Annotated in this window: 16 protein-coding genes and 1 pseudogene; 11 read left to right on the forward strand and 6 right to left on the reverse strand. The window is 54.8% G+C overall.

Annotated elements, in window-relative coordinates; translation table 11 throughout:
- Positions 1-79: 79 nt before the first annotated feature.
- The gene (locus MTX78_RS10840; protein ID WP_243802543.1) at positions 80-1678 is read right to left on the reverse strand and encodes a hypothetical protein; all 1599 of its coding nucleotides are present in this window, start codon (positions 1676-1678) and stop codon (positions 80-82) included.
- Positions 1679-1877: 199 nt separating this feature from the next.
- Here MTX78_RS10840 and MTX78_RS10845 point away from each other — a divergent pair, with 199 nt between their 5' ends.
- Positions 1878-3485: a hypothetical protein gene (locus MTX78_RS10845; RefSeq protein WP_243802545.1), complete on the forward strand. Its 1608-nt coding sequence runs from the start codon at positions 1878-1880 to the stop codon at positions 3483-3485.
- Between the two features lie 67 nt (positions 3486-3552).
- Complete coding sequence (locus tag MTX78_RS10850) at positions 3553-3984, forward strand: hypothetical protein (protein ID WP_243802547.1); 432 nt, start codon at positions 3553-3555, stop codon at positions 3982-3984.
- Positions 3985-4330: 346 nt separating this feature from the next.
- Here the strand turns inward: MTX78_RS10850 and MTX78_RS10855 are convergent, their stop codons facing one another.
- Positions 4331-5851, reverse strand: a complete 1521-nt coding sequence (locus MTX78_RS10855; protein ID WP_243802549.1) for an exonuclease domain-containing protein — start codon at positions 5849-5851, stop codon at positions 4331-4333.
- A 231-nt stretch (positions 5852-6082) separates the two neighbouring features.
- Complete coding sequence (locus MTX78_RS10860) at positions 6083-6556, reverse strand: PA2169 family four-helix-bundle protein (RefSeq protein ID WP_243802551.1); 474 nt, start codon at positions 6554-6556, stop codon at positions 6083-6085.
- Positions 6557-6938: 382 nt separating this feature from the next.
- On the opposite strand from MTX78_RS10860, the gene MTX78_RS10865 reads away from it, so the two are divergent.
- Positions 6939-7925, forward strand: a complete 987-nt coding sequence (locus MTX78_RS10865; protein ID WP_243802553.1) for a GNAT family protein — start codon at positions 6939-6941, stop codon at positions 7923-7925.
- A gap of 91 nt (positions 7926-8016) precedes the next feature.
- On the opposite strand, the gene MTX78_RS10870 is transcribed toward MTX78_RS10865, so the two are convergent.
- Positions 8017-9105 (reverse strand): AI-2E family transporter, encoded by a 1089-nt coding sequence (locus MTX78_RS10870; protein ID WP_243802555.1) that lies wholly within the window; start codon positions 9103-9105, stop codon positions 8017-8019.
- Positions 9106-9394: 289 nt separating this feature from the next.
- Between MTX78_RS10870 and MTX78_RS10875 the strand changes: the two genes are divergently transcribed.
- From MTX78_RS10875 to rplT, 8 genes and pseudogenes are all read left to right on the forward strand, one after another.
- Positions 9395-11314, forward strand: a complete 1920-nt coding sequence (locus MTX78_RS10875; RefSeq protein WP_243802862.1) for a DNA topoisomerase IV subunit B — start codon at positions 9395-9397, stop codon at positions 11312-11314.
- Between the two features lie 374 nt (positions 11315-11688).
- Entirely contained in the window at positions 11689-14436 is a 2748-nt protein-coding gene (locus tag MTX78_RS10880; RefSeq protein ID WP_243802863.1) for a DNA gyrase/topoisomerase IV subunit A, read from the forward strand.
- A 306-nt stretch (positions 14437-14742) separates the two neighbouring features.
- A complete protein-coding gene (locus tag MTX78_RS10885; RefSeq protein WP_243802557.1) occupies positions 14743-15609 on the forward strand; it encodes a tetratricopeptide repeat protein in 867 nt (288 codons plus the stop codon).
- 217 nt (positions 15610-15826) lie between these two features.
- Positions 15827-16870: a tetratricopeptide repeat protein gene (locus MTX78_RS10890; protein ID WP_243802559.1), complete on the forward strand. Its 1044-nt coding sequence runs from the start codon at positions 15827-15829 to the stop codon at positions 16868-16870.
- Between the two features lie 225 nt (positions 16871-17095).
- The gene (gene thrS / locus MTX78_RS10895) at positions 17096-19045 is read left to right on the forward strand and encodes a threonine--tRNA ligase (protein ID WP_243802561.1); all 1950 of its coding nucleotides are present in this window, start codon (positions 17096-17098) and stop codon (positions 19043-19045) included.
- A gap of 227 nt (positions 19046-19272) precedes the next feature.
- Positions 19273-19830 (forward strand): annotated as a pseudogene (gene infC / locus MTX78_RS10900) (translation initiation factor IF-3); the annotation flags it as partial.
- 192 nt (positions 19831-20022) lie between these two features.
- Complete coding sequence (gene rpmI, locus MTX78_RS10905) at positions 20023-20217, forward strand: 50S ribosomal protein L35 (RefSeq protein ID WP_019946659.1); 195 nt, start codon at positions 20023-20025, stop codon at positions 20215-20217.
- Between the two features lie 149 nt (positions 20218-20366).
- A complete protein-coding gene (rplT, locus tag MTX78_RS10910) occupies positions 20367-20711 on the forward strand; it encodes a 50S ribosomal protein L20 (RefSeq protein ID WP_243802563.1) in 345 nt (114 codons plus the stop codon).
- Between the two features lie 80 nt (positions 20712-20791).
- Here rplT and MTX78_RS10915 read toward each other — a convergent pair whose 3' ends face one another.
- Entirely contained in the window at positions 20792-22897 is a 2106-nt protein-coding gene (locus MTX78_RS10915; RefSeq protein ID WP_243802565.1) for a glycoside hydrolase family 3 protein, read from the reverse strand.
- Between the two features lie 323 nt (positions 22898-23220).
- Complete coding sequence (locus tag MTX78_RS10920; RefSeq protein ID WP_243802567.1) at positions 23221-24444, reverse strand: glycoside hydrolase family 88 protein; 1224 nt, start codon at positions 24442-24444, stop codon at positions 23221-23223.
- Between the last annotated feature and the right edge of the window lie 55 nt (positions 24445-24499).

The following is a 24499-nucleotide window of genomic DNA, read 5'->3' on the forward strand; positions in this document are numbered from 1 at the left end:
ACCCAACACTCAGGCGACGTCCTGCCGGGGCTGCCTTGTACGCAACAAGGCAGCCCCGGCAGGACGTCGCTTTTAGTTGTTAGCGGCCTGAGCCGTCGCGGTCGAAAGCGTGGTAAATAACGCTGTGGGTGGTTTTGTCTTTCAACTCGGGAGCTGGTTCGAAGGTGTTGTTGCGAGCCGTGTCGTAAAACCGGGTCTTACGGCGCAGGCCCTTGACCCGCGACTGGTCAATGACTTCGTCGCTGCTCGGGCCACCGTAGATATTAATGATCGGGCTACGGCGCACGGTGCCGCGTAGTTCGAATACGTCCTTACCATGCAGGCCGTGCAAATCGATGCTGTGCGTTTGGGTGGGATGGAAGACGCGGCGGTACAGCAACGAATCGGCGCGGGAGTCTTTCTGGGTTTTGGCGGAAACCCGGTACATCGACACCACCGTAGCCGTGTCGTTTAGGCGCTCCACCACAAATCGTTCATCGGCATCGGTGCCGGCTATCAGCACGTGATGGGCCTTAAGATTGTAGAACTCGGCGGCCGCCTTGGGCAGTGCATCGCGGCGCGCGCGTAGAGCGGTTATCATGGCAGCTCCTTCTTGCTGGTACACTTCCCGAGGAAGGCCCTGCCGAACCGCCTGTTCAATCACTGCGTCGGTCAGGCGGGTCTGGAGCTGGCGGGCGGTAGCTAAGTAAGTGGCGCGGTTTTGCTCGGTCAGCACGTGCGCGTCCAAGTAGCTGGCGTTGCGGGTGTAGCCTTCTATACTTTGATAGCGCGGCCCAAAAGTGCGGAACTTGCGCACCACCTTGCTGGCAAGCCACGGAATTACGCCATCATCGAACCGGAAAAACACCTGGTCCCGGTCTTGCGGGACGGGCACCCACTTGGTGTGGCCGTTGGGCTGCGCGTAGGCAGCCCACGTCCACTGGCCTTCGTGCCGGTCCCAGTCGCCGAGCCACAAGTCCAGCAGGCGAGCTTTCAGGTACGCGGCTTCGTCAATGGCATGCTGGTCCGACTGGTAGCGGGCTTCCAGCATGTCATCGGTTTCCACCAATTCGGTAGCGCCCGGCAGACGGCCCGCAATGTTCACCTTGTTTTCAAGCTTCTCTTCCAGCAGAACTACCCGGCCCTGATACAACTCCGAGGCCGCTCCTAAGTCTTTTTCGTCGGCTCGAACATAAAAAGGCCGGGGGGTGGTATGCAGAATCCCAGCGGCTTCTGCCAGGGGTGGCACCACGAACGCGCCATACGGGTGCCCCGCGGAAGTGGCGTCGCGCACCAGATTCAGCACAAACGTGTGGCGCAGCACCTTGGGCAAAGTGCGGTAGGGGTTTTTGTCGATGGTCCGTAAGGCATACCCCTGGCCAGTGGGGCCAACCACCGTCATGCTGGTCGTTTGGAAGCCGCCCCCAATCTTGCCGGGCTGTAAGCCACCAGGCACCGTGGTGGCTGGCTTGAAGATGGGCAGCGTAACGGGGGCCACCCACGCGGAACGGTGGTGGCGGCCCAGCAGAAACCGACCAATGGGGCCGCGCTGGTAATGGCGGCCCGCCGTTACGCGGGCACTGTCAGCGGTGGCAGCCAGCGGTTGCGAGTCGGGCCGAGCATCAGGCTGGAAAAACCGCTGGCGGGCACAGCCGGCGGAGAGAAAAGTAACAACAACAAGCGTGTAGCGGAGAGTCATGCGGGGCGGGAAGCGCGGCTGTACTCCTTCAACGGAGATAAGCAGGAGTTGTTAGAACTAGGTCTTGTTCCGGTGGTCTTGGTGGGTTCAAATGCCTACGGATAAGGGTAATCCTATTTGATAGTTGTCTTATTCAACCTCTACCCTATGTTTGGGGTATAAGGAGCACGCCCCCGTGGCGCTTATCCCTTATTTCGTGTTGAATCCTTCTTTACCAGGCCAAGTCCGGTTGATTGTTGGTGGATGTGTGACGCTGATGTGCCATGCCTGCTCGGCTCCCGCCGCACCTTCCGGGCCACCCACTCCCGCCCGCATTCTTCCCGATTCAACGGTACGCGTGGCGGCGGGGCCACACTATCTGCGCTCGAAGGTGCACCAGTTTTTTTGGGGCAAGCACTACCGGGCGCTGTGGGGCCAACCCGTTAAGGCTCCCGTGTTCAACCTGCGGACGGCTGTGCCCGGTGGCCTGACTCCCATACAAGAAGGCGGCTCCTTCCAAACTAAAAATCTGCGCCTCTTAGCTCCCAATGGCCGGCAGTACGTACTGCGCTCCGTTGACAAAGACGCCACCAAAGCCTTGCCCGAAAGCCTGCAAAACGGCCCAATCGGCCGGTTGATGAAAGACCAAACCAGTGTCATCAATCCGTACGGGGCCTACATTGTGCCGCATCTGGCCGATGCGGTAGGGATTTTTCACACCAACCCACGTTTGGTGTACCTGACCGATGATCCGGCCCTGGGTACGTTTCGGAAAAGCTTTGCCAATGCGCTCTACCTTTTTGAAGAGCGCCCCGAAGGCAACCAGCAGGCCGTAAAAAGCTTCGGCAACTCCACCCGGGTGGAAAGCTCCCGCCGCGTATTCACCAACCTGCTAGGCAGCCCCCAGTTCCGGGTGGACGCTCGGCAGTACCTCCGAGCCCGGCTTTTCGATATGTGGCTCGGCGACTGGAGCCGCCGGGAAGACCAGTGGCGCTGGGCTAGTTTCACCACTGCGGCCGGTGGCGTGGTTTACCAACCCATTCCGCGCGACCGGGACCATGCTTTTTTCAAGTTCAATGATGGGTTGCTGACCAGCATCATCGGGCTGTTCAAAACCAACTACCAGACGTTCAGCAAGGATATCGGGCTGGCTAATGTAGCCGGCCTCAACCGCGCCGCTGAACCCATGGACAAGTCGTTGCTGGTGTATCTTACCCGCCAAGATTTTCAGCAGATTGCCGATTCCATGCAGCATCAGCTTTCTGATGCAGTTATCAAAGAAGCGCTAGCCGTGTGGCCCCCGGAGGTGTATGCACTGGCGGGGCAAGAGTTCAACGACAAGTTGCGCAGCCGCCGCGACCAGCTGCCAGCCGTTGCCGATAAGTTCTACGAACTGCTCGCGCGCACGGTGGAAATACCCGGTACCGATTCGCCTGAGCGGTTTGTAGTGGATGTGCCCACGCCGAACCAGCTTCGCGTGAGCGTATACCAGCTAGCCTACGCCTGCCCCGACAGCCTGGTCGGCCAGCGGACGTTTCAGGTGGGCGAAACCAGCACGCTCCGGCTGTTCGGCTTGGGCGGCCAAGACGTGTTTGAGGTGCGGGCACTGCCAGCCACCGGCATCACGCTGCATATCTACGATGGCGCCGGGCAAGACATCGTGCAGGCTCCCCTGAAAAGCTCGCCTACTCGCACCCGCATCACGGTTTTCGATAGTGGCGACGGCAATGTCGTGCTAGTGCCACGCACTGTTAACATTAAGAAATATGTGCCTGCTGCCAAGGAGTTTGACGCCGCTGGCTGGCTGCTACGGCACCGGCTTTATTAGACGCGCAGCTAAGGAATAAACGTACAAATTGACTGATTCTCTTATCTTTGCATTTCTTCTTTAACTAATGCAGAATTTTTCTACTCCTGATTATATTACTATCACGTACCGCGACGACCTGCGCATGTTAGTGGCGCGCTGGCTACGTCCAACTTTATCGGTGGAAACGCGGGAGGGGTATACCTACATCTTAAAGGCAGGCATCTACTTCAATTGTCCGTATTGGTTGCTCGACGGTCGGCGTCGGTTGCCAGCCGATGATGCCACCACGCAGTGGGGCCTGTTCGAGTTCTTTCCTCAGCTAAGCGCGCAAATCGGCCAACGGGTGTGCATGAGCCAGTTGCTGTCGCCTAGCTACCAGCTAGTGACGGATAATATTCCCACTTTTCAGGAACTGGAGAACAGCCCGCAGACCTACCTCATGCGCCGTTTCGACGATGAAGCAAGCGCCGTGGAGTGGTTACAGGAATGCCAGCAGCATACTTTGCAGTCGGTTTAAGGCCCAAACTATCAACCCGGAAGTAGCTATCTGTATGTAGGTGCTAGTTCAGTCCGGGAAGGCCAGCTTTCCATCATGCTCATTAATACCCTGCGGTACCATTGGCGTCCCCAAGGGCCGACATAACGGTAGCGGCGTTGCGCATAATCAGTTGGGGCAGAAGAAGGAGGGGGCAAAAGCTGGTTCATAGCGGATAGATAGGATGTGGAAGGCGAGGTTGTTTGTAAAGATAAGTGTCTGAAAAGCAGGAGGCATCACATGTATATGTGATGCCTCCTGCTTTTCAGACACTTATCTTTTAGCTGCTTCCGTGCTATACTGTTTGGCGTTTAGGTGCCCGCAAAACTCAGGATGCAGTAGGCTTAAAGAGCTTCACTTTGTCTTTGTGCTTGGTCCGTAAGTATTGCCTGATAATCTGCTGCACGTCCTTGTTGTCGTTGTAACGCGTGATAACGGCCTTGAAATCGGCTAACGTGCGTGCAGAAAAGTACTCGTCTACGTAAGCAAAGCCCAAGTAGCGTCCGTTCTCCACGAGCACTACAGTTTTCTCTAGTTCGGTGCGTCCTTTGCCTATCACCACAAACGAGCCGTGTTCGTACGTAAATGACTCAATAGCCTGCTCCACACGGAGGTTGTATTCCTCGGGCGGCTCCAGGCCAATGCAGGCGCCTTTACAGCGGTGCACTTGATAATCAAAGCACGAGCCGGTGGTTTTGTATAAGTCGCAGAGCTTTTGGCACAGGTTGAATTTGGCCACCTTATGGAACAGGAATCCTTTGGCCTTGTACTGGTTGCCGAGCGCAATTAGCGGGTGCGATTCAGCATGGTCGTCGGCGCGACCGTAGTAGAGGTGCTTGTAGCCTTGTTCGTCCGTTCGGAGGAAAATACCCGCCGGAAACACGGAACGCCGCTGAGCCCGGTTGTAAAGCGGTTTTAGGCGCTTGATTTCGTGCGATTCATACAGCAGCGCCACCAGTTCCGAACCCGTTAATTCCCAGGTGATATCGGAAATAGAGTTCTTGAACTCGATACTCTTGCGCGACTTGTAGTCGATGGCAAAGTGCTGTTGAATCCGCTTGTAGATGTTGATGCTTTTCCCAACGTAAATCACCTCGCCCTCCTCGTTGTGGAAGTAGTACACGCCCGCCTCATGCGGCAGCGTGGCCACTTTGGCCGGCGTAATATTGACGGGAAGCAGCGCCGTCCGGATAGCTTCCTGCACCGCTTTCATCTTGCGAGCGGAAGGCGGCCGAGTAACCACTGCCGTTTCGGCTGGCGCAACAGTAGGGCGGCGCCCACTAGGCGCAGTAGCATCCACTGCGGCCAGCGTATCGGCTGCGGAAATAGAGGAGTCGCGCAGGGCCTCGTTTTGTTGGCTGATTTTTAGAAGCCGGTCGAAGAGAATGGCAGTAGCAGCGGCGTCGCCGGCCGCGCGGTGGCGGCCATTGAGCGGAATCCCGATGTTCTGGCAAAGCTTGCCTAAGCTGTAACTTGGTTGGCCTGGCATCAAGGAGCGGCTCAAACGCACCGTGCAAAGCGTCTTGCGCGAGTAGTTGTAGCCTAGATCAGCAAACTCCTTTTTCAGAAAGCTATAGTCGAACCGCACGTTGTGCGCCACAAACACGCAACCTTCGGTCATCTCCACCACCTTGCGCGCCACCTCATGGAACTTGGGCGCGTCGCGCACCATGTCATCGTTGATGCCGGTAAGCTGAGTAATGAAATAGGGGATGGACCGCCCCGGATTCAACAGCGTTTCGTACTGGTCCACTACCTTTTCCCCATCATGAATAAAGATGGCTATTTCGGTAATGCGGTCCTGCGTGGGCTGGCCTCCGGTGGTTTCAAGGTCGATGATGGCGTACAAAAGCGGCTCGGTATCGGGTAATAAAAGAAGCTAGGGCTATCGATAGGAGTAACAAAGATACGCCCTGTTATGGTTGCATGAATTTAACAGTTCAGCTAGCAACAAAAGAGCAAGTTGTAGCGCCCCAGCTAAAGCAGCCTGGCTATAGTGTTAAGAGAGAAGCCCATGCAAGCCGGCCACAAAAAAGGCCCGCACGGGGCGGGCCTTTTACTATTCAAGCAAAATCGGTACTTATTTGCTTACAGCTTTCTGCTGCGTAATCCAGTTTTTAGCCGACAGAATTTCGCCGTGCTGCTGCTGAATTACCGTACGTGCTTCTGATGGAAGCTCGGTTGATTTCAATGCCGTTTCGTAGGCCTGCAGCGCTGTTGCGTCGCCGGTTTCGCACTCGCCTAGGATGGCCGAGTCGTCTTGGCCCGTGATGGCCGATTTGATGTTGATCCAGCCCCGGTGCACAGCGGCAGCCGCGTCAGCCGCTAGGCCTTCTATCGTGTTGCCATCTTCGGTGTTGATGCCGAACTGCTGCGCATGTTGCGTTAGCTCGGAAGCGAATTGGGCGCGCTGCTGGCTTAGTTTGCTGAGGTTTGCTTTAAGCTCGCCGCTCGAAGCGCCTTCAGCAGCTTCTTGGTAGCCTTTAGCAGCCGTCTTGTTGATTTCTACTAGGTCGTTGTAAGCGCGAGCGGTTTCGCCAGTGATAGTAGCCATGATTTAAAAAGTTTGTTTCGTGGAAAAGGAGTGTGGCGGTGGTCGGATGATACCAGCCAAGCCTGTATACCCGCTCTTTACGCAGGAGGTTGCCCCTGGGCTAGTATAAAATTTCGGTTGCTAGTTTCACCTGCAATCAAACCCGCCCTGCTGCGTTAGCAACCAAGCCAGTTGCCGATACGCACGATTAAGCCTACTTTTGGTGCATTGCTATAGCCGTTTCCAGCCATGTAGGGCACGGTCTGAACTGCTTGCTATTTTAGTTGTGTATGAAGGTTTCCGCTGCTTCACCGTCGGCCTTGTCTTTGCTTGAGGTGTTCCCATTCGGAAATCCCAGCCGCGGCGCTTCCGCCTTGCGGGGCTTACGTGCGCCGCATACCTCATGAGTAGCTTGGTCATGCTCCCGCACACACTTCGGATAGAGGCCTACACGCCTTCCAAGGCCGAAGCTTGGAACAAGCTGGTAGCTACTTCTGCCAACGGCCCTTTCCTGTTTGCCCGCTCTTTCCTCGACTATCACCAGGACCGCTTTACGGACTGCTCCTGGTTGCTTTGGCAAGGCTCAAAGCTCCGGGCAGTTTTTGCCGCCGCCGTTGCGCACAATTCGCCGGCTCCTACCACCTTGGTAGCGCACCCTGGCCTTACCTACGGCGGCCTCGTGACCGTAGCAGGAGTGAAATACGCCGAGTTGGCCGCCATGATGGAGCTTCTTTTAAGCACGTGGCGCACCGCCGGTTTTCAGCACTTGTTGGTTCGGCCCGTGCCCCGGGTCTTCTGCCGGCAGTACTCGGAAAGCCTAGCGTTTTGGCTGCATCAGCACGGAGCCGTGCTAAGCAGCCGAGAATTGAATTCAGTGCTCGACCTCACCAAGCCCGTACGCATTGGTACATGGCGTCGTGGCAACCTGCGCAAAGCCCGGCGCCACAGCGTGGTGGTGCGGCAAGGCACTCACGAGGAATACGCTGCCTTCTGGCACTTGCTCACTGAAAACCTACTCGCCACCTATGACAGCCAGCCGGCTCATACTTTAGTTGAAATCAGCAGCCTGCGCGACCGTAATCCGGACCACTTGGAGCTATGGGTAGCATACGTGGGCGCTGAAATAGTGGCAGGAGTCTTGGTGTTTCAGGACGGACGACAGGGCTTTGTGCACACGCAGTACATTTCGGGCAGTCCTCGGGGCAAGCAGGTGGGAGCTGTTGATGCTATACTGGCCCACCTGATTCGGGAGAAACCTGCCACGTATCAGCGGTTGTCGTTTGGTAGCTCTATGCTGCAAGGAGCCATCAATGCTGGGCTCATCAACCAAAAAGAAGGCTTTGGCACCACCGGGGAAGTAATGGATACCTACACCCTGAAACTACAGTAGCGGAGCCGTGTCGGGGTGTTCAACTGAATATCATTGAACAATCCCAACACGGCTCCGCTACCTCTTCACTGCGGGCAGTAAGCTAGCTTCCTTAGGATGGAGCCCCTCGCAGCCGGGCCCACAGACGCCCGACAAAGCCGGGGGTTTGATTGCCGGGTTTAACCGAGTCCTCGCCCTCCGCAGTGTCGCCGAGCAGGAAGCCCCAGGGCTCCGTGGTTTTGTTGGAATCTAGCACCACCTTGATAACAGCCATCAACGGAATACTCAGAATCATGCCGGGCGTGCCCCACAGGGCGTTGCCTAGAATCAGGGCTAGGATGGCAGCTAGCGGGTTGATGCTTACTTGGGAACCCGTAATCATGGGGGTGATAAAGTTGCCTTCCAGGAACTGCACCGCCACAAACACCCCAACCACACCAGCGGCTTTCAGCGGGGAGCCCGTTTCAACTAGCGTGATAATAGCTGGTAGCGTGGCCCCAATCATAATACCGATGTAGGGAATGATAGCCAGTACCGAGGCGAAAATGGCAAAGAAGATGGCAAATTTCACTCCCAGCGCCAACAGCCCAATAGCGTTGAGAATAGCCACGATGGCAATAACTTTCAACAGGCCAGAAATATAGGCTTGCACCACCGTTTGAATGCTATCCACGGTGTGTAGCACCGAGGTGCGCTTGTCGGGCGTCACGAAGCGGAACATGAATTGCCGCAGATGGTCGCGGTAGAGCAGCAAGCAGAAGATGTAGATAAACACCTGCGCCAGGTTGCCCACCACCGCGGAAGTGGTATTCAGAGTGGTGCCCAAATAAGAGCCGCCTGACTTTTTGAGTGCCTTGATTGAGGAGTCCTTCACCTCTTCCAAGCTCATGGGCTGGTAGCCGAATTTCGAGTGAGCCCATTGCTGTGCGTTGTTGAAAAACTCCATCAGCTTCACTTGCAGTTTGGGTATCTCGTCTTTGAACTGCGTGAGTTGCGAGCCAAAGCCGATAACTATACCTGCAAAAATCAGCACCAGAAACAGCAGGCACAGGATAATGGCCCAAACCCGCCCGACGCGGTGGTCCTCCAGCCAGCGGCACAGCGGCAGCAGCAGCAGCGCGAACAGGGCCGAAAACACAAGCGGCAGCAGAATATCATCAAGAACGCGCAGTGCATATATCAGCAAAACACTTCCCAGCATGAAAAAGGCAAACTGAATAATGGGGGACTGTTTTACTGGGGCACTCACCTTTTGACTGGGAGGAGGTAAATGATGTTGGGTGGAGGGTGGTTGCATATGCTAAAAAAATTGGGAGAGTTGGAAACGAAAAAGTTTGTGTGGTTGGCTGGGTTCGGAAAAAACTAGGGAACGAAGGAGATTGGCGTATGGTTAAAAGAGGATGTTTTGCTAACTTGGCTAGCGAAACAACGCGCGGAAACGGGGGATTTTCTGTGTTATTTTACCTTAAATCTGATTACAAGTTTTCATGATGGCTGAACAGCAAGTACCCACCGCTACCACTCCCGACCACGGCTACAATGAAGACAGTATCCGTTCTTTGGATTGGCGCGAGCATATTCGGCTTCGGCCGGGCATGTACATTGGTAAGCTCGGCGATGGTTCCGCTTACGACGACGGCATTTATGTGTTGGTGAAAGAAGTCATTGACAACTCGATTGACGAGCACATAATGGGCCACGGCCGCACGATTGACATCAAAATATCCGACCACCGCGTGCAGGTGCGCGACTACGGGCGCGGTGTGCCGCTTGGGAAGGTGGTGGATGTAGTAAGTAAGATCAACACAGGCGGCAAATACGATAGTAAGGTCTTCCAGAAGTCTGTGGGCTTAAACGGAGTCGGCACCAAAGCGGTTAATGCGCTTAGCAATTACTTTTTAGTGCAGTCCGTCCGCGAGGGGATGATGAAGTCGGCGGAGTTTTCGCAGGGCAACTTGGTGCAAGACCCCAAGCCGGTGAAAACCAGCCAGCGCAACGGCACGCTCATCACCTTCCAGCCCGACGATACCATTTTCCGTAACTACCGCTTTATCCCGGAGTACCTGGAAAATCAGATCTGGAATTATGTGTACCTGAATGCGGGCCTGACCATCAATTTCAACGGTCAGAAATACTACTCCGAGAACGGGCTGCTCGATTTGCTGGCTCGCAAAATCGACCAGGAAAGCCGCCGCTACGACATCATCCACCTGAAAGGAGAGGATATCGAGCTGGCTCTAACCCACGGCAACGACTACGGCGAAGAGTATTATTCGTTTGTGAACGGGCAATACACCACGCAAGGCGGTACGCACCTCTCGGCTTTTCGCGAGGCAGTGGTCAAAACCCTGCGGGAGTTCTACAAAAAGGAGTATGATGCCGCCGACATTCGGGGTAGCATTGTGGCCGCTATTTCGGTGCGGGTGCAGGAGCCGGTGTTCGAGAGCCAAACCAAAACCAAGCTCGGCTCCATGAATATGGGCCCGGATGGCCCCACCGTGCGGGGCTTCATCCTGGACTTCGTGAAGGAGCACCTCGACAACTTCCTGCGTATGCACCCCGAAACAGCCGATTCGCTGAAGAAGCGCATCGAGCAGAACGAGCGGGAGCGCAAAGACATGGCGGGCGTGAAGAAGCTAGCCAACCAGCGGGCCAAGAAAGCCAACCTGCACAACCGCAAGCTCCGCGACTGCCGTTTCCACCTCGGCGAAGGCAAGCAGGAGCAGGAGGCCCTCACCACGCTCTTTATCACGGAAGGTGACTCGGCTTCGGGGTCCATCACCAAGAGCCGCAACGTGGAAACGGAAGCGGTGTTCAGCTTGCGTGGTAAGCCGCTGAACTGCTTTGGTCTGAAAAAGAAAATCGTGTACGAGAACGAAGAGCTGAACCTGCTACAGCATGCTCTCAACATCGAAGAAGGTATTGAAGGGTTGCGCTACAACCGCGTAGTAGTAGCCACCGATGCCGACGTAGATGGCATGCACATCCGGTTGCTGCTGCTGACCTTCTTTCTCCAGTTCTTCCCCGATTTGGTACGCAATGGGCACGTGTTCATTCTGGAAACTCCGCTTTTCCGCGTCCGCAACAAGAAGAACACCATTTACTGCTACAACGAACAGGAAAAGCAGGCCGCTATGCGCCAACTGGGCCGCAACCCCGAGGTTACGCGCTTTAAGGGCTTGGGTGAGATTTCGCCGGACGAGTTTGGTAAGTTCATTGGCGACAACATCAAGCTAGAGCCTGTGATTCTGCAATCCGACCGTTCGATTCAGCAAGTGCTCAACTATTACATGGGCAAAAATACCCCCGCTCGTCAGGAGTTTATTATTGAAAATCTGCGTTTGGAGAAGGACTTGGTAACGTCCGATGTACTTCCGGTGGCTGAAGTGCCCGAAGAAGACTTGGCGTAATAAGGAAGTAGTGTTGATACGCACCCGAACCTTGCTGCCGGCCCGATCTAGCTTTGGATGGTAAGTGGGAGGGATAAAGTATTTAAAGCATTGCACCTCCGATTAGCAGTCGGAGAGAGGTACAAGAACATTAACGGTGGCAAGTGCCACACCCTACTGTGTCAGAAGAGAAGAACTCCCAAGATCCGAATCAAGAAGAGCAGCCCAACCTGTTTGGTGCCGGTGACTCCTTTGAGTTCGGGTCAGAGCCGGCCACGCCGGCGGATGCCGATGCTGCAGCCGACGATGCCGCACAGTTCGTGGTAAGCGAAACGGGCGAGTTGCTGCTGGCTGAATCGAGCAGCGACGCAGAAACCGTAACGGAGCCCGAGCCCATAACCGAGCAGGCAGAAGAAGAGCCGAAATTTGCGCCGGGCGAAACCATCCATGACGTAGCCACCGTGAACGGCATGTACCAGAACTGGTTTCTGGACTACGCCAGCTACGTGATTCTGGAGCGGGCTGTGCCGGCCATTGAAGATGGCCTCAAGCCCGTGCAGCGCCGCATCCTGCACGCTATGAACGAAATGGATGATGGCCGCTTCAACAAAGTAGCCAACGTCATTGGGCAAACCATGCAGTATCACCCACACGGCGATGCCTCCATCGGCGACGCTATGGTGAACCTGGGCCAGAAGGATTTGCTGATTGAAACGCAGGGCAACTGGGGCGACATTCGCACTGGCGACAGTGCGGCAGCACCCCGCTACATCGAAGCTCGCCTGAGCAAGTTTGCGCTGGAGGTGGTCTTCAACCCCGACATTACGGAGTGGCAGATGAGCTACGACGGCCGCAAGCGCGAGCCGACCACGTTGCCGGTGAAGTTTCCGCTGCTGTTAGCGCAGGGCGTGGAGGGTATTGCGGTGGGCTTGAGCACGAAAATCATGCCCCACAACTTCCGCGAGTTGTGTAAAGCCAGCATTGATGTGCTGCGGGGCCGTGATATTCAGTTGTTTCCCGATTTTCCAACGGGTGGCCTCTGCGACATAAGCAATTACAATTCCGGTCAGCGGGGTGCCAAAATCCGCTTGCGCGCTACCATCGAGAAGGTCGATAAAACCATGCTCGTCATCCGCGACATTCCGTACGGCACCACCACCACGGCGCTGATGGAAAGCATCGTGAAGGCCTCGGAAGCCAACAAAATCAAGATTCGGAAGGTAGTTGACAACACGGCGGCGGCCGTGGAAATCCAGGTGCACTTGCCCGCAGGCGTGTCGCCGGACCTGACCATGGATGCGCTCTACGCCTTCACCGACTGCGAGGTCAGCATTTCGCCCAACACCTGCGTTATTATCGAGGATAAGCCACGCTTTGTGGGCGTAGAAGACATGTTGCGCCTGAGCACCCAGAAAACGGTGCGCTTGCTGGAGCGAGAACTGGAAATCAGACAAGAGGAGCTGCAGGAAAAGTGGCATTCCGCTTCGCTGGAAAAGATTTTCATCGAGAACCGCATCTACCGCAAAATCGAGGAGTGCGAAACCTGGGAAGACATACTCGCCACTATTGATGCCGGCTTAAGAAAGTTTGTGCGCATTGAAGGCGAGAAGCCCAAAGCCAACGACACGCGCCTCGTGCTCCGCCGCGCCATCACCGAAGACGACTTGACGCGCCTGACCGAAATCCGCATCAAGCGCATCAGTAAGTTCGACGGTTTCAAGGCCGAGGAGTACATCTTGCGGTTGGAAACTGAGCTGGCGGAAGTAGCCGACCACTTGGCTAACATCACTCGCTACGCCATTCACTACTTCGAGGGCCTGCTGAAAAAGTACGGCCAGAGCCGGGAGCGTAAAACGCAACTGCGCACCTTCGACGTGGTAACGGCCCAGAAAGTGGCCGTGGCCAACCAGAAGCTGTACGTAAACCGCCAAGATGGCTTTGTAGGCTTCGGTCTGAAAAAAGACAAAGACGATTCGGTGGTGTTTGTGTGTGACTGCTCCGACCTAGATGACATCATCGCCATCAAGCGCGACGGCACGTTTGTAGTAAGCCGGATTGCCGAGAAAACCTTCGTTGGCAAGGACATCCTGCACGTGGGCGTTTACAACAAGAATGACGACCGGATGGTGTACAACATGGTGTACTTGGATGGCGCCAGCGGCATCAGCTTCGCGAAGCGCTTCCTAGTTACGGGCATCACCCGCGACCGTACGTATGACCTGACCAAGGGCACCAAGGGCACCAAAGTGCTGTATCTGACGGCTAACCCTAACTCGGAAAGCGAGATTGTAAGCGTACAGCTCTCCGACAAAGCACCCGCCCGCGTCAAGCAGTTTGATTTCGACTTTGCCGAGCTAGCTATCAAAGGCAAAGGCTCGATGGGCAACATCGTAACCAAGCAGCCAATCAAGAAGATAACCCAGAAAACCTTGGGCGACAGCACCCTAGGCGGACGGGAAGTATTCTTCGACAGCGTGGTAGGCCGCCTCAACCACGCCGGCCACGGCCGCTACCTAGGCGCCTTCGACACCGACGATATGCTGCTGCGAGTGTATAAGGATGGCGCGTATGAATTAACGCCACCTGACCTCTCGTTGCACTTCGATACAGCCAACATGGTGATCTTGCGCAAGTTCGAGCCCGATACGGTAATCAGCGCCGTATATGTCGAAGGTGAGTCCAAGACGCACTATGTAAAGCGCTTCAAAATCGAGACTACGTCGTCTAAGCGCTTCGTCTTTATTTCGGAAACAAAGGGTTCCAAGCTCCTGTGCGCCACTTGCCATCCTGAGCCGCAGGTAGAAATAAAGCTACAGCGCGATAAAAAGGCTGATAAGGAAAATGAAAAGCTTCACCTCCACCAGTTTATTGATGTGAAAGGGTGGAAGGCGATGGGCAACAAGCTGAACTACTTCAAGGTGCACGCCGTGGCGCTGCTCACCGACGAAGGCCCCGAGCCGCAACGCCGCGAAATAAAGAAACGCAGTGCTGCCCCCGCCCCGCGCGCCGCAGCCAGTGAGAGTGACACCGAGGAAGCGGTTCCGCTACCCGAACTAACCGGACCAGTGGACATTTCAGACGCCGATGTAGCGCAAGCTCAGGCCATTCTCAAAACGCCTAAGTCCCAGCTAAAGCTGTTTTAATTTCACTTTTGATGCACGCCCCACCGCAACCCGGTGGGGCGTTGCGTTAGAGGGCTGGCCGGTTCTTAGACAAAGGCACGTTCAGACCACAATGTAGCCGGACAGAAAAAGCCGCATGCACCCAGCATAAGTGGTTGCGAGACGGGAAGTTGCCGTGCCACCAGTGCCGTTTTCACTTGAACTACTAGCATTCTGCCCGTCGTTGTATCCGTAAAAGGGTGGGGTCCGAAAAATAGACAACGCTCTGTTGAGTTACGGAATGCGGTATTTGCCATAAATACCGCACTTTTGGGAGTATTTGCTGTCATGAAGTTGTTTGTTCGTTTGCTTTTGCTGGTGCTGCTGGCGTGGCTGCCTGCCACGCCGGGTGCAGCGCAGTTTCGCAAACCCAAACCCAAGCCAGCGCCCCCAGTGGAGTCGCCGCTTTCGGCGGAGGTGAACAGACTATTGGCAGAAGCCCGGGTGTTGCAACTGCAATACAAAGAATCGGAGGCGCTAGCCAAGTACGAGTTGGTGTTGTCCAAGGCGCCCGCCACCTATGAGGCATTATGGAAGGCTGCTGTGCTGAGCGTCCACATTGGCTCACGCTATACCGACGAAACCCGGAAAATAGCCTATTTCTCTGCCGCTCGGCTCTATTCTAGTCGAGCCTTGGTTATACGCCCTGAAGGCGCCGAGAGCAACTACGTGGAGGCGCTGGCCCTCGCCAATCAGGCAACACTGCTCACTGCCCGTGCCCGGCTGTTAGCGTACAGTGAAATGAAGCCGTACATCTTCAAAGCGGTGGCGCTACGGCCCGACTTTGCGGATGCTTGGCAGCTGTACGGCCGTTGGCACTTCCGCGTCGACCACTATAACTTGCTGGAACGCATTTACAGCCGGTTTTTCTTAGGTGGCACCCCGGGCGATGCAAGTAGTGATATTGCCATCGAAGCTCTAACGCGGGCACATGAGTTGGAGCCGCAGCGCATACAGTTTGCCTACGATTTAGCCAGAATTCATCTGACCCAACAGCACCGTACCCGCGCTATAGCGGCCCTACAAGATGCCATTGAAATCACGCCCGAAACGGCAGAGCAACTAGAAATCAGCCGGCGCTGCCGCAAACTACTGGTGCAGCTCAACCGCAAAATGCTCAAGCAAGTGCAGAACCGTGTGCGTGAGTTAGAGTAAAACGCCAGTCCGAAAAGAACCTGCGCCACCCTGCTTGCACCGAAGGCAAGCGCAGGCTGCGGCACTTCTGCGTGGTTGTGGTCGTTATCTTTGCTACCAGATCTACTCCTGCCTCGAAACTGTGTTGGTGAATTCTTTGTGCTCTTATCTACGCTGGTTACCCGTTGCGGCGCTTGTGAGCCTGGTTTGCTCTTGTGGCACAACGTCCAATGAGGAGATGCCCGAAACAATGGTTAGCCTGGCGACGGTGGAGAGTGGCCCCAAGATCCAGGCCGAAGAGCTAGACGGAGCTATTAGCCGCCAGCCCCGTAATGCCTCGCTGTACGGCCGTCGGGCCGCTTTCCGCCTCGATGCCGGCCAGGTGGAACTAGCGCTGCAAGACATCAACCAAGCTCTCGAACTCGACGATGCTCCGGGTGAGTTTTATTTCACAAAATCCCGTGCCCTCCGGGCCCAAAGCAAGTACAAAGCTGCTTTGGAAGCTGCCGACGACGCTTCGCAGCATGGCTATGCGTCGGCAGAGCTGAATCTGCTGGTTGGCGAAACGTACCTGGCCTCGCGCGAATACCAAACGGCCATCGACTACCTCGACCGCGCCTTGCAGCAGCAACCCGACCATTCTGCCGCTTTGTTTTACAAGGGTGTGGCCTACGTAGGACTGCAAGACACTGTACAGGCGCTTGACTATTTGCGGGCCAGTTTGGCGCGTGACCCTCGCCAGCCCGAAACGTTGCACCAATTGGCTTTTCTCTCCAACGCGTACCGGCAACCCGCTATGGCTGCCATCTACGCCACTCGGGGATTGAAGCTTGCACCCACGTACGGCCCTCTTTTGTACGACTACGGCCGGCAATTTGAATTGCAGAACCTACCGGATAGTGCCACCCGCATCTACGCCAAAGTAGTACAACTTGACACCACCTTCTACCGGGCTGATTATCGGTTGGGATTAGCCGCATACAAGAAACGGAATTACGCAGTAGCCATTACGCACTTGCAGCGAGCATTGCGCCGCTCTGCGCGACTGGCCGATGCCCGTCAGATGTTGGCTGAAAGCTTCGAGAGCCTCAGCCGGTACGCGGAGGCAGCCGATCAGTATCGGTTGCTGGTTGCGGAAAACCCAGGTAACCGCCACTGGACGTACAAGGCGTGGAAGGTAGGAAACCGGGCCCGTGGTGTCATCGTGGATGAAACCCCGCGGCAGGCAGCAGCGCCAGAAGAACAATTGGAGCCTATTTCCGCTCTGCGCCCTCGGCTCTAGCAGCAGACTACAAGCCCAATTCCGTTTTCATCCCTGTAATACAATGAATTTAGTATGAACTGCTTTTAAGCTGGTCATACTAGCAGGCACGGTGCACTGACACTAGTTGAGAAGGCGAGAAGAGTAGGCCGGTATTCTCAACAAGATGCTGCTTGCACTCAGCAAGACCGCCTTTTCCGCTAACTTGCGGCCTCACGCTGTTTGTATAGCTAATTCCTCTATTTCATGATTGACATCACGCTTCCCGACGGCTCGGTGCGCCAGTTTGTAGATGGCGCCACGGGCTACGATGTAGCTTCCAGTATCAGTGAAGGCTTGGCCCGCAATGCGCTAGGCGTACGCGTAAATGGCGAAGTGCGCGACTTGCACCGCCCCATTGGCCAAAATGCCAACCTGGAAATCCTAACCTGGAACGACCAGGACGGCAAGTCCGCCTTCTGGCACTCGTCGGCTCACTTGCTGGCGGAAGCCCTCGAAGCGCTATATCCTGGCGTGAAACTTGGCATCGGCCCAAGCATCGAGAATGGCTTCTACTACGACATTGACTTGGGCGAGGGCCGCACTATCTCCACCGATGACTTCCCGGAAATCGAGAAGAAAATGCTGGAACTGGCCAAGCAGAAAAGCCAGTATGAGCGCCGTGAGGTAAGCAAGGCCGACGCCATTGCGTATTTCACGGAAAAGGCCGACCCGTATAAACTAGACTTGTTGGAGCGCCTTGAAGACGGCTCCATCACCTTCTATACGCAAGGCAACTTCACCGACCTTTGCCGGGGCCCACATATTCCGGATACCAGCCCTATTAAGGCAGTTAAGCTGTTGAACGTGGCCGGGGCTTATTGGCGCGGCGACGAAAAGAACAAGCAGCTCACGCGTATCTACGGCATCACGTTCCCCAAAGCCAAAGAGCTAACGGAGTATCTTGAGCGGCTGGAAGAGGCCAAGCGCCGTGACCACCGCAAGCTGGGCAAAGAGCTAGAGCTGTTTGCGTTTTCCGACAAAGTAGGAGCCGGGCTGCCCTTGTGGCTGCCCAAAGGCACGATGTTGCGCGAGCGGCTAGAGCAGTTTCTGCGCAAAGCACAAGTGAAAGCTGGCTATCAGCCCGTCGTGACCCCGCACATTGGGGCCAAAGACCTGTACGTAACTAGCGGCCACTACGAGAAGTACGGCGCCGACTCGTTTCAGCCCATCAAGACACCCAACCCGGGCGAGGAATTTTTCCTGAAGCCCATGAACTGCCCGCATCATTGCGAGATCTACAAGACTAAGCCCCGTTCGTACCGCGACCTGCCGTTGCGCCTGGCGGAGTTTGGCACCGTGTATCGTTACGAGCAGAGCGGCGAACTACACGGCCTGACTCGTGTGCGCGGTTTCACGCAAGATGACGCCCACATTTTCTGCCGCCCCGACCAGGTGAAGGAAGAGTTCCTGAAAGTAATCGACATCGTGCTGTACGTGCTGAAGGCGCTGGACTTTCCTGAGTTCACGGCCCAGATTTCGCTTCGTGACCCAGAAAACAAGACCAAGTACATCGGGTCCGACGAAAACTGGTCTCGCGCCGAATCGGCCATTCAGGAAGCTGCCGCTGAGAAAGGCCTCACTACCGTAACTGAGTTAGGCGAGGCGGCTTTCTACGGTCCTAAGCTCGACTTCATGGTGCGCGATGCCCTCGGCCGCAAGTGGCAGCTGGGGACTATTCAGGTGGATTACAATTTACCTGAACGTTTCGATTTGGAATATGTGGCTCCCGACAACTCGCGGCAGCGCCCTGTCATGATTCACCGGGCTCCGTTCGGTTCGCTGGAGCGCTTTGTAGCGGTGTTGATTGAGCACTGTGCCGGCAACTTCCCACTGTGGCTTTCGCCCGAGCAATTTGCCGTGCTGCCTATCTCCGAAAAGTATCATGACTATGCGCAGCAGGTATACGATGCGCTGTTGCAGGCAGAACTACGCGGAAACGTGGATCACCGCGACGAAAAAATTGGTCGTAAAATCCGCGACGCCGAAGTGTCGAAAGTGCCTTACATGCTCATAGTAGGGGAGAAAGAGCAGGAAAACGGTATTGTGTCAGTGCGTAAACATGGAGAAGGCGACGTCGGCTCAATGCCGATTGCCGACTTTATTAAGAGCTTTCAGACCCAAGTGGCAGACATGATGGACGGCAAAGCCGTATAAAGACTGCTACAAGACAACCATCAGTCGGATTTGCTATCGAGCAGATCCGACTGATGGCCTTTAAAGGCATACATTTTATTGCGCTCAGCGGCAATTTTATATAGCCTTTTTTGAGCGTTTGGAAAAAATGGCGGATATTTACCCGCTGATTGAACCCATTGAGCGTAGCTCGTGTCGTTTAAATCTTAGAAAAGAACTTTTTAGCTCACCCTCAAGATAACCAAGCCATAGCTACCCCAAACCGCCGCTATATTCCTCGCGCTCAGGTCGAGGAGCCGTTTAAAATCAATCAGAAGATTACGGCTCGGGAAGTGCGCCTCGTCGGTGATAACATCGAACAAGGCATCTATTCAATTGATCAAGCTAGGCGCTTCGCGCAGGAGCAGAATCTCGACCTTGTGGAGATTTCGCCTACTGCTGTCCCGCCTGTTTGCCGCGTTATCGACTACTCTAAATTCAAATATGAGCAGAAGAAAAAAACGCGTGAGCTAAAAGCCAAGCAGACGAAGGTCATTCTGAAAGAAATCCGTTTCGGCCCCAACACCGACGACCACGACTTTGCCTTCAAATTGAAGCACGCACAGGAATTCTTGCGCGAAGGCGCGAAAATCAAAGCGTACGTGCATTTCGTTGGCCGGAGTATTGTCTTCAAAGAACGAGGCGAGATTCTATTGCTCAAGTTTGCTCAGGCCCTCGAGGATCTGGCCAAAGTAGAGCAACTGCCCAAGCTGGAAGGCAAGCGTATGTTTTTGTACCTCGCTCCGAAAGTAGTGGCTCCTGCTAAACCAAAGCCTGCTGCTCCTGCGGCTCCCAAAGAAGCAGGTAAGGAAAAGGCGGGTCAGCCGGCACCGAAAGCTGCCACGCAGCCTGCTTCTGAATAACTAGATTTTTTGCGTGGTTTCGACCACTTTTTATGCTGGCGCACCGGCCCTAGGCAGCCGACCGCCGCAGTTTTTTCACCTTTTACTACCTCCACAATGCCGAAAATGAAAACGAAGTCCGGCGCCAAGAAGCGTTTCACGCTGACCGGAACGGGCAAAATCAAGCGTAAGCACGCTTTCAAGAGCCACATCTTGACCAAAAAGACCACCAAGCAAAAGCGTAACCTCACGCACGTAACCTTGGTAAGCTCGGCGGACATGAACCGTGTGAAAGACATGCTTAACATGTAATTTCGAGAGTTACTTGTTGATGTTTGTCTTTTAGTTTCAACGCCAACAAGTAGCACACAGAAGTTACTCATCAAAATTTTTACCAGGCGTCCGGCTGAAATAAAAGCTGCGGCGAAAGTCCGCCGCCGGCCGCCAAAAACAAACAGGTTATGCCAAGAAGTGTCAACCATGTGGCCTCGCGCCACCGTCGTAAAAAAGTAATGCGTTTGGCGAAAGGCTATTTTGGCCGTCGCAAAAACGTATGGACCGTTGCCAAGAACGCTGTCGAGAAGGGTTTGCTGTATGCTTACCGCGACCGTAAGGCTAAAAAGCGTGAGTTCCGTGCCCTCTGGATTCAGCGTATCAACGCTGGTGCTCGTGAGCATGGTCTTTCTTACTCGCAGTTGATGGGCGGCCTAAAGAAAGTAGGCATCGACCTCAACCGTAAGGTGCTAGCTGACTTGGCTCTGAACCATCCTGAAGCCTTCAAAGGCATCGTGGACAAAGTTAAGTAAGCTGACTTGCTCACCCTTCAAAAGCGCCTGACCAACCGGTCGGGCGCTTTTTTTGCTATATGTACTCGTGCCAAAGACTTTCAATAGGATAATCCTTCGTCGTAGTTGAACAAGGCATATCCTGCTGGTTCTTTATAGCCTGGTACATCCTCCAACTGCTTTTGAGCTGCTTCCTCTGAAACGGGGGTTGAGAAAGGCATTTTGCCAGTAGGCTTAAACCTGCCGGTTACGATATCCAACAGGGCCTCAGGAGTGGTACCGAAAGTCGCTACTATCCCTTTGCAGTTGCCTATGCTAGCCGGGTTGTACACTTCATCAGTGACCCATGGATTACTGTAGTTGATAGCTAGAATAGTTGGCTTCTTCGCAAGTAGTGCCTTTACATATTCTACCTCTACAGCATTCTTTGATAGAGAAAGATGAAGCGGAGACCCATCCGAGGCAAACAAAGACTGGCCCCTTGGTTTGAGCCACAGCAGCACCACATCTGCTTCTTCTGGGGTAGCTACAAACTCCACTGGGTACTGAACATCCTTGGCGGAATAAATGGTGCTGGCACCGGATGCCGGACTATTCGGTTTCTGGTAGGATTCGAAATACACTTTCGTTTTCGCCTTTAGAGGCAATGTTTTCGTCTCGTTGCGTAGTAGCACAATGGATTTGCGTAGAGCTACTGCTGCACGTGCTTTGAAAGTGGCATTGTTCACTATCTGTTCGGCGGCGGCTTCGTTGACGTATGGGTTTTCGAATAGTCCCAAAGCGAATTTCTCCAGCAACAAACGCCGAACAGAATCCTCAACAAGGGCAAGATCGGCTGGGTAGGCTTTAATAGTTTTGAGTAGTTCTGCTGGGTCGGCGGTACCGGAAAACAGATTGACGCCTACTTGCAGGGCACGGTGGTAGCGCTGGGTGATAGACAACTCTTCGGCACCCCAAGGCATCATTTCGATAGGTCCCGTGTCGGAGTTGATGATGCCCTTGAACCTTAGTTCCTGGCGCAATAGGTCTTGAATCACACCCTTGTTGTAGGCATAAGCAATCTGCTCGTACTTGGTGCCAATGGGCATCGAATAGTAGGGCATGATGGCAGAGGTACCGGCTTTAATAGCGGCTTTGAAAGGAAGCAGGTTGTTGGATAGCATACCACCCGGAAACACTTCTTTCTTGCCCCAATCAAAGTGCGGGTCTTGGCCACCTTGGCCGGCCCCTCCACCCGGAAAGTGCTTGGTGGTGAGTGCCACGGAAGAGGGACCAAGCGTGGGGCCTTGAAAGCCAAGAATAATCTGGGTCATCATTTGGGCCACCCACTCGGCGTTTTCTCCGAACGTGCCTTCTACCCGCTGCCAACGGGGTTCGGTAGCTAAGTCCGCCATGTACATGTAGCCTTTGCGCAAACCGGTAGCGGCCCACTCTTGTCGGGCAATGTCGGCAAACTCGCGGGTCAGTTTCAAATCACGCATAGCGGATAAGCCCAACTCGCCAGGCCATTGCGAGAATGCTGTGGTGCCTACGCTGGTGCCAACTGCGGCCGCCGCGGTAATGTGGTTGCGAGGGTTGGAAGCTATAATGGCGGGGATGCCCAACGGCTGACTTTCGCACAAGGCTTGTAACCGATTGGCCCACTCTGCTGTCATGCAGGCGCTAACATTGGCCCGTAAAATGAAATGGCGCAAATGAAACTGGCTAACTGCCTTGGTAGTGCCAGCGGCATTCATGATGGGAACCGGCAGTTGTTTGCGCGTGAACATGTTGGTTCCGGTAACTAAATCTTCCTCGTTGAACTCGCTGGTGATGGGCGCTTTCGACTTTGGCGCTTCAAACGTCCAATCGTTCTGGAGGCGAGTGGAACTGATTAGCATAAAGCCAACCTTGTCTTCCACCGTCATGCGGGCAAGTAGGTCTTGTGCTCGTGCTTCTGCCGGCAACCGCCAGTCTTCGTAAGCGTCTAGGTGGCCGTTTTTGTTTAAGTCCTTGAATTTGAATTTTCCTAATTCAATAATCGTAGCTGACCGAGTGCCCAAAACTGGCTGCGCCCATGGCAGGCTAGCCGCTTGCTGAAACCCTTGGAAAGCACTAAACACTGCGCATACAGCAGTGCCCGTAACAAGAAACAGCAGCGTTGTTTGCGGTTTTTTGGTGCGCTTGCGGGCGAAGAGAATCTTGAACTCGGCATTTGCAGCTTTCATGGCTCGGCGCTGGCGTAGAAGTGATACAATTCCATAGCGCTGCCCAGCACTACGTAGAGTAAGTACCTAAATCGCCTGCATACCAGAACCTAACAAAGCGAATTAATTACCGCAAACGTTTTCGGAAAAGGCCTGTCACAACTGAAAGTGCACTACTTGTGGTGGCCTTACATTATGATAATATGCCGCTTGTATGCGGCGCTTCCAGCATAAAACTGTGTGCTAATACCGCTGCCGATCTGCTTGGTGAGAATGAAAATTACGTTGCGGTTTTCTAGGCCAATGAGTATGAATGGTCTGCTGGGAACATCCGGAAATGGCTTTTACTTGTTGGATAGGCCGTTGCCAACTCCGCTGTTCTTGCTTCTTAGCAACGCTTCCAAGAAGTAATAATCGGCATAAATGAGGGGTACGTCCACCTCGCTGTTGGCGGGCTTAGAACCAGTGCTGTGCAGTAATAAAAACCCATGACTGCTGCCTGGTTTGGCCGTGTAGTGTTTGGTTAAGTTGCTGGTTATTAACTCGGCTTTGTTGCGGTAGAGAGCCGAGTTGGCAGGGCTGTAGGCACTAAGCTCGTATAGCGCCGACGCAATAACAGCGCCCGCCGAGGCATCACGCGGCTCGTTGGGGATGTTGGGCGCGTTGAAATCCCAATAGGGAATCAGGTCCTTGGGTAAGTTGGGATGATTGAAAATAAAGCGGGCCACCTTCTCAGCTTGGACTAAGTAGGCTTTGTTTTTGGTTTCGCGGTAGCACATGGTGTATCCGTAGAGCGCCCACGCCTGCCCACGGGCCCATGCCGACTCATTCGCGAAGCCCTGGTGGGTGGTTTTCTTGGCTACTTGGCCCGTGAGTGTGTCGTAGTCGACGACGTGATAGGAGCTGAAGTCGGGGCGGAAGTGGTTGCGTAGCGTGGTGTTGGCATGGCTGACGGCTATTCGGTAGAACGAGGAGTCGCCGGACAGCCGGGTGGCGGCAAAGAGCAACTCCAGGTTCAGCATGTTGTCGATGATGACCGGATAGCCCCAAGTGTCGCGGTGGTGGTCCCAGGAGCGGAGCGCACCTACTTTGGGGTTGAAGCGTGTGCTCAGCGTACGTGCGGCCTCCAGAATAACAGCGCGGTAGGCGGGGTCTTGGGTGAGACGGTAGCCGGTCCCGAAGCTACAATACACCTTGAAGCCCATGTCGTGCGTGGTGGCGTTGGTTTTCTCGGGCTCGATGTTGGCTGTGTAGGTTTCAGCGGCAGCTCGCCACTTCTGCCTGCCGGTGGCCTCATACAGCAGCCAGAGGTACCCAGGAAAAAAACCGCTGGTCCAGTCGCGAGAAGGCACCAACGCCAGTTCACCGTCGGGTGTGAGCGTGCGAGGCGAGACAGGAGCGGGCTTGCCGGGAGCCGCAGGCTTCGCCTGCATGGCTTGAGGCACTTGCTTTAGCAATAGGGAAGCTTGCGTTTCAGCAAGTTTCAGTGTCTTTTTAATTGGAGCCGCCTGACCGAATGCTTGGGTACTTAGTACGGTCAATCCAACGCCTATGAGAATGTTTTTCATCTCTATATCGTCTGAGGTAAGGTTTCGCCGGAAGTAGCGCGGTGCCGCTGGCTGT

Source organism: Hymenobacter tibetensis (genome assembly GCF_022827545.1).
In the GTDB taxonomy this organism is placed as follows: Bacteria; Bacteroidota; Bacteroidia; order Cytophagales; family Hymenobacteraceae; genus Hymenobacter; species Hymenobacter tibetensis.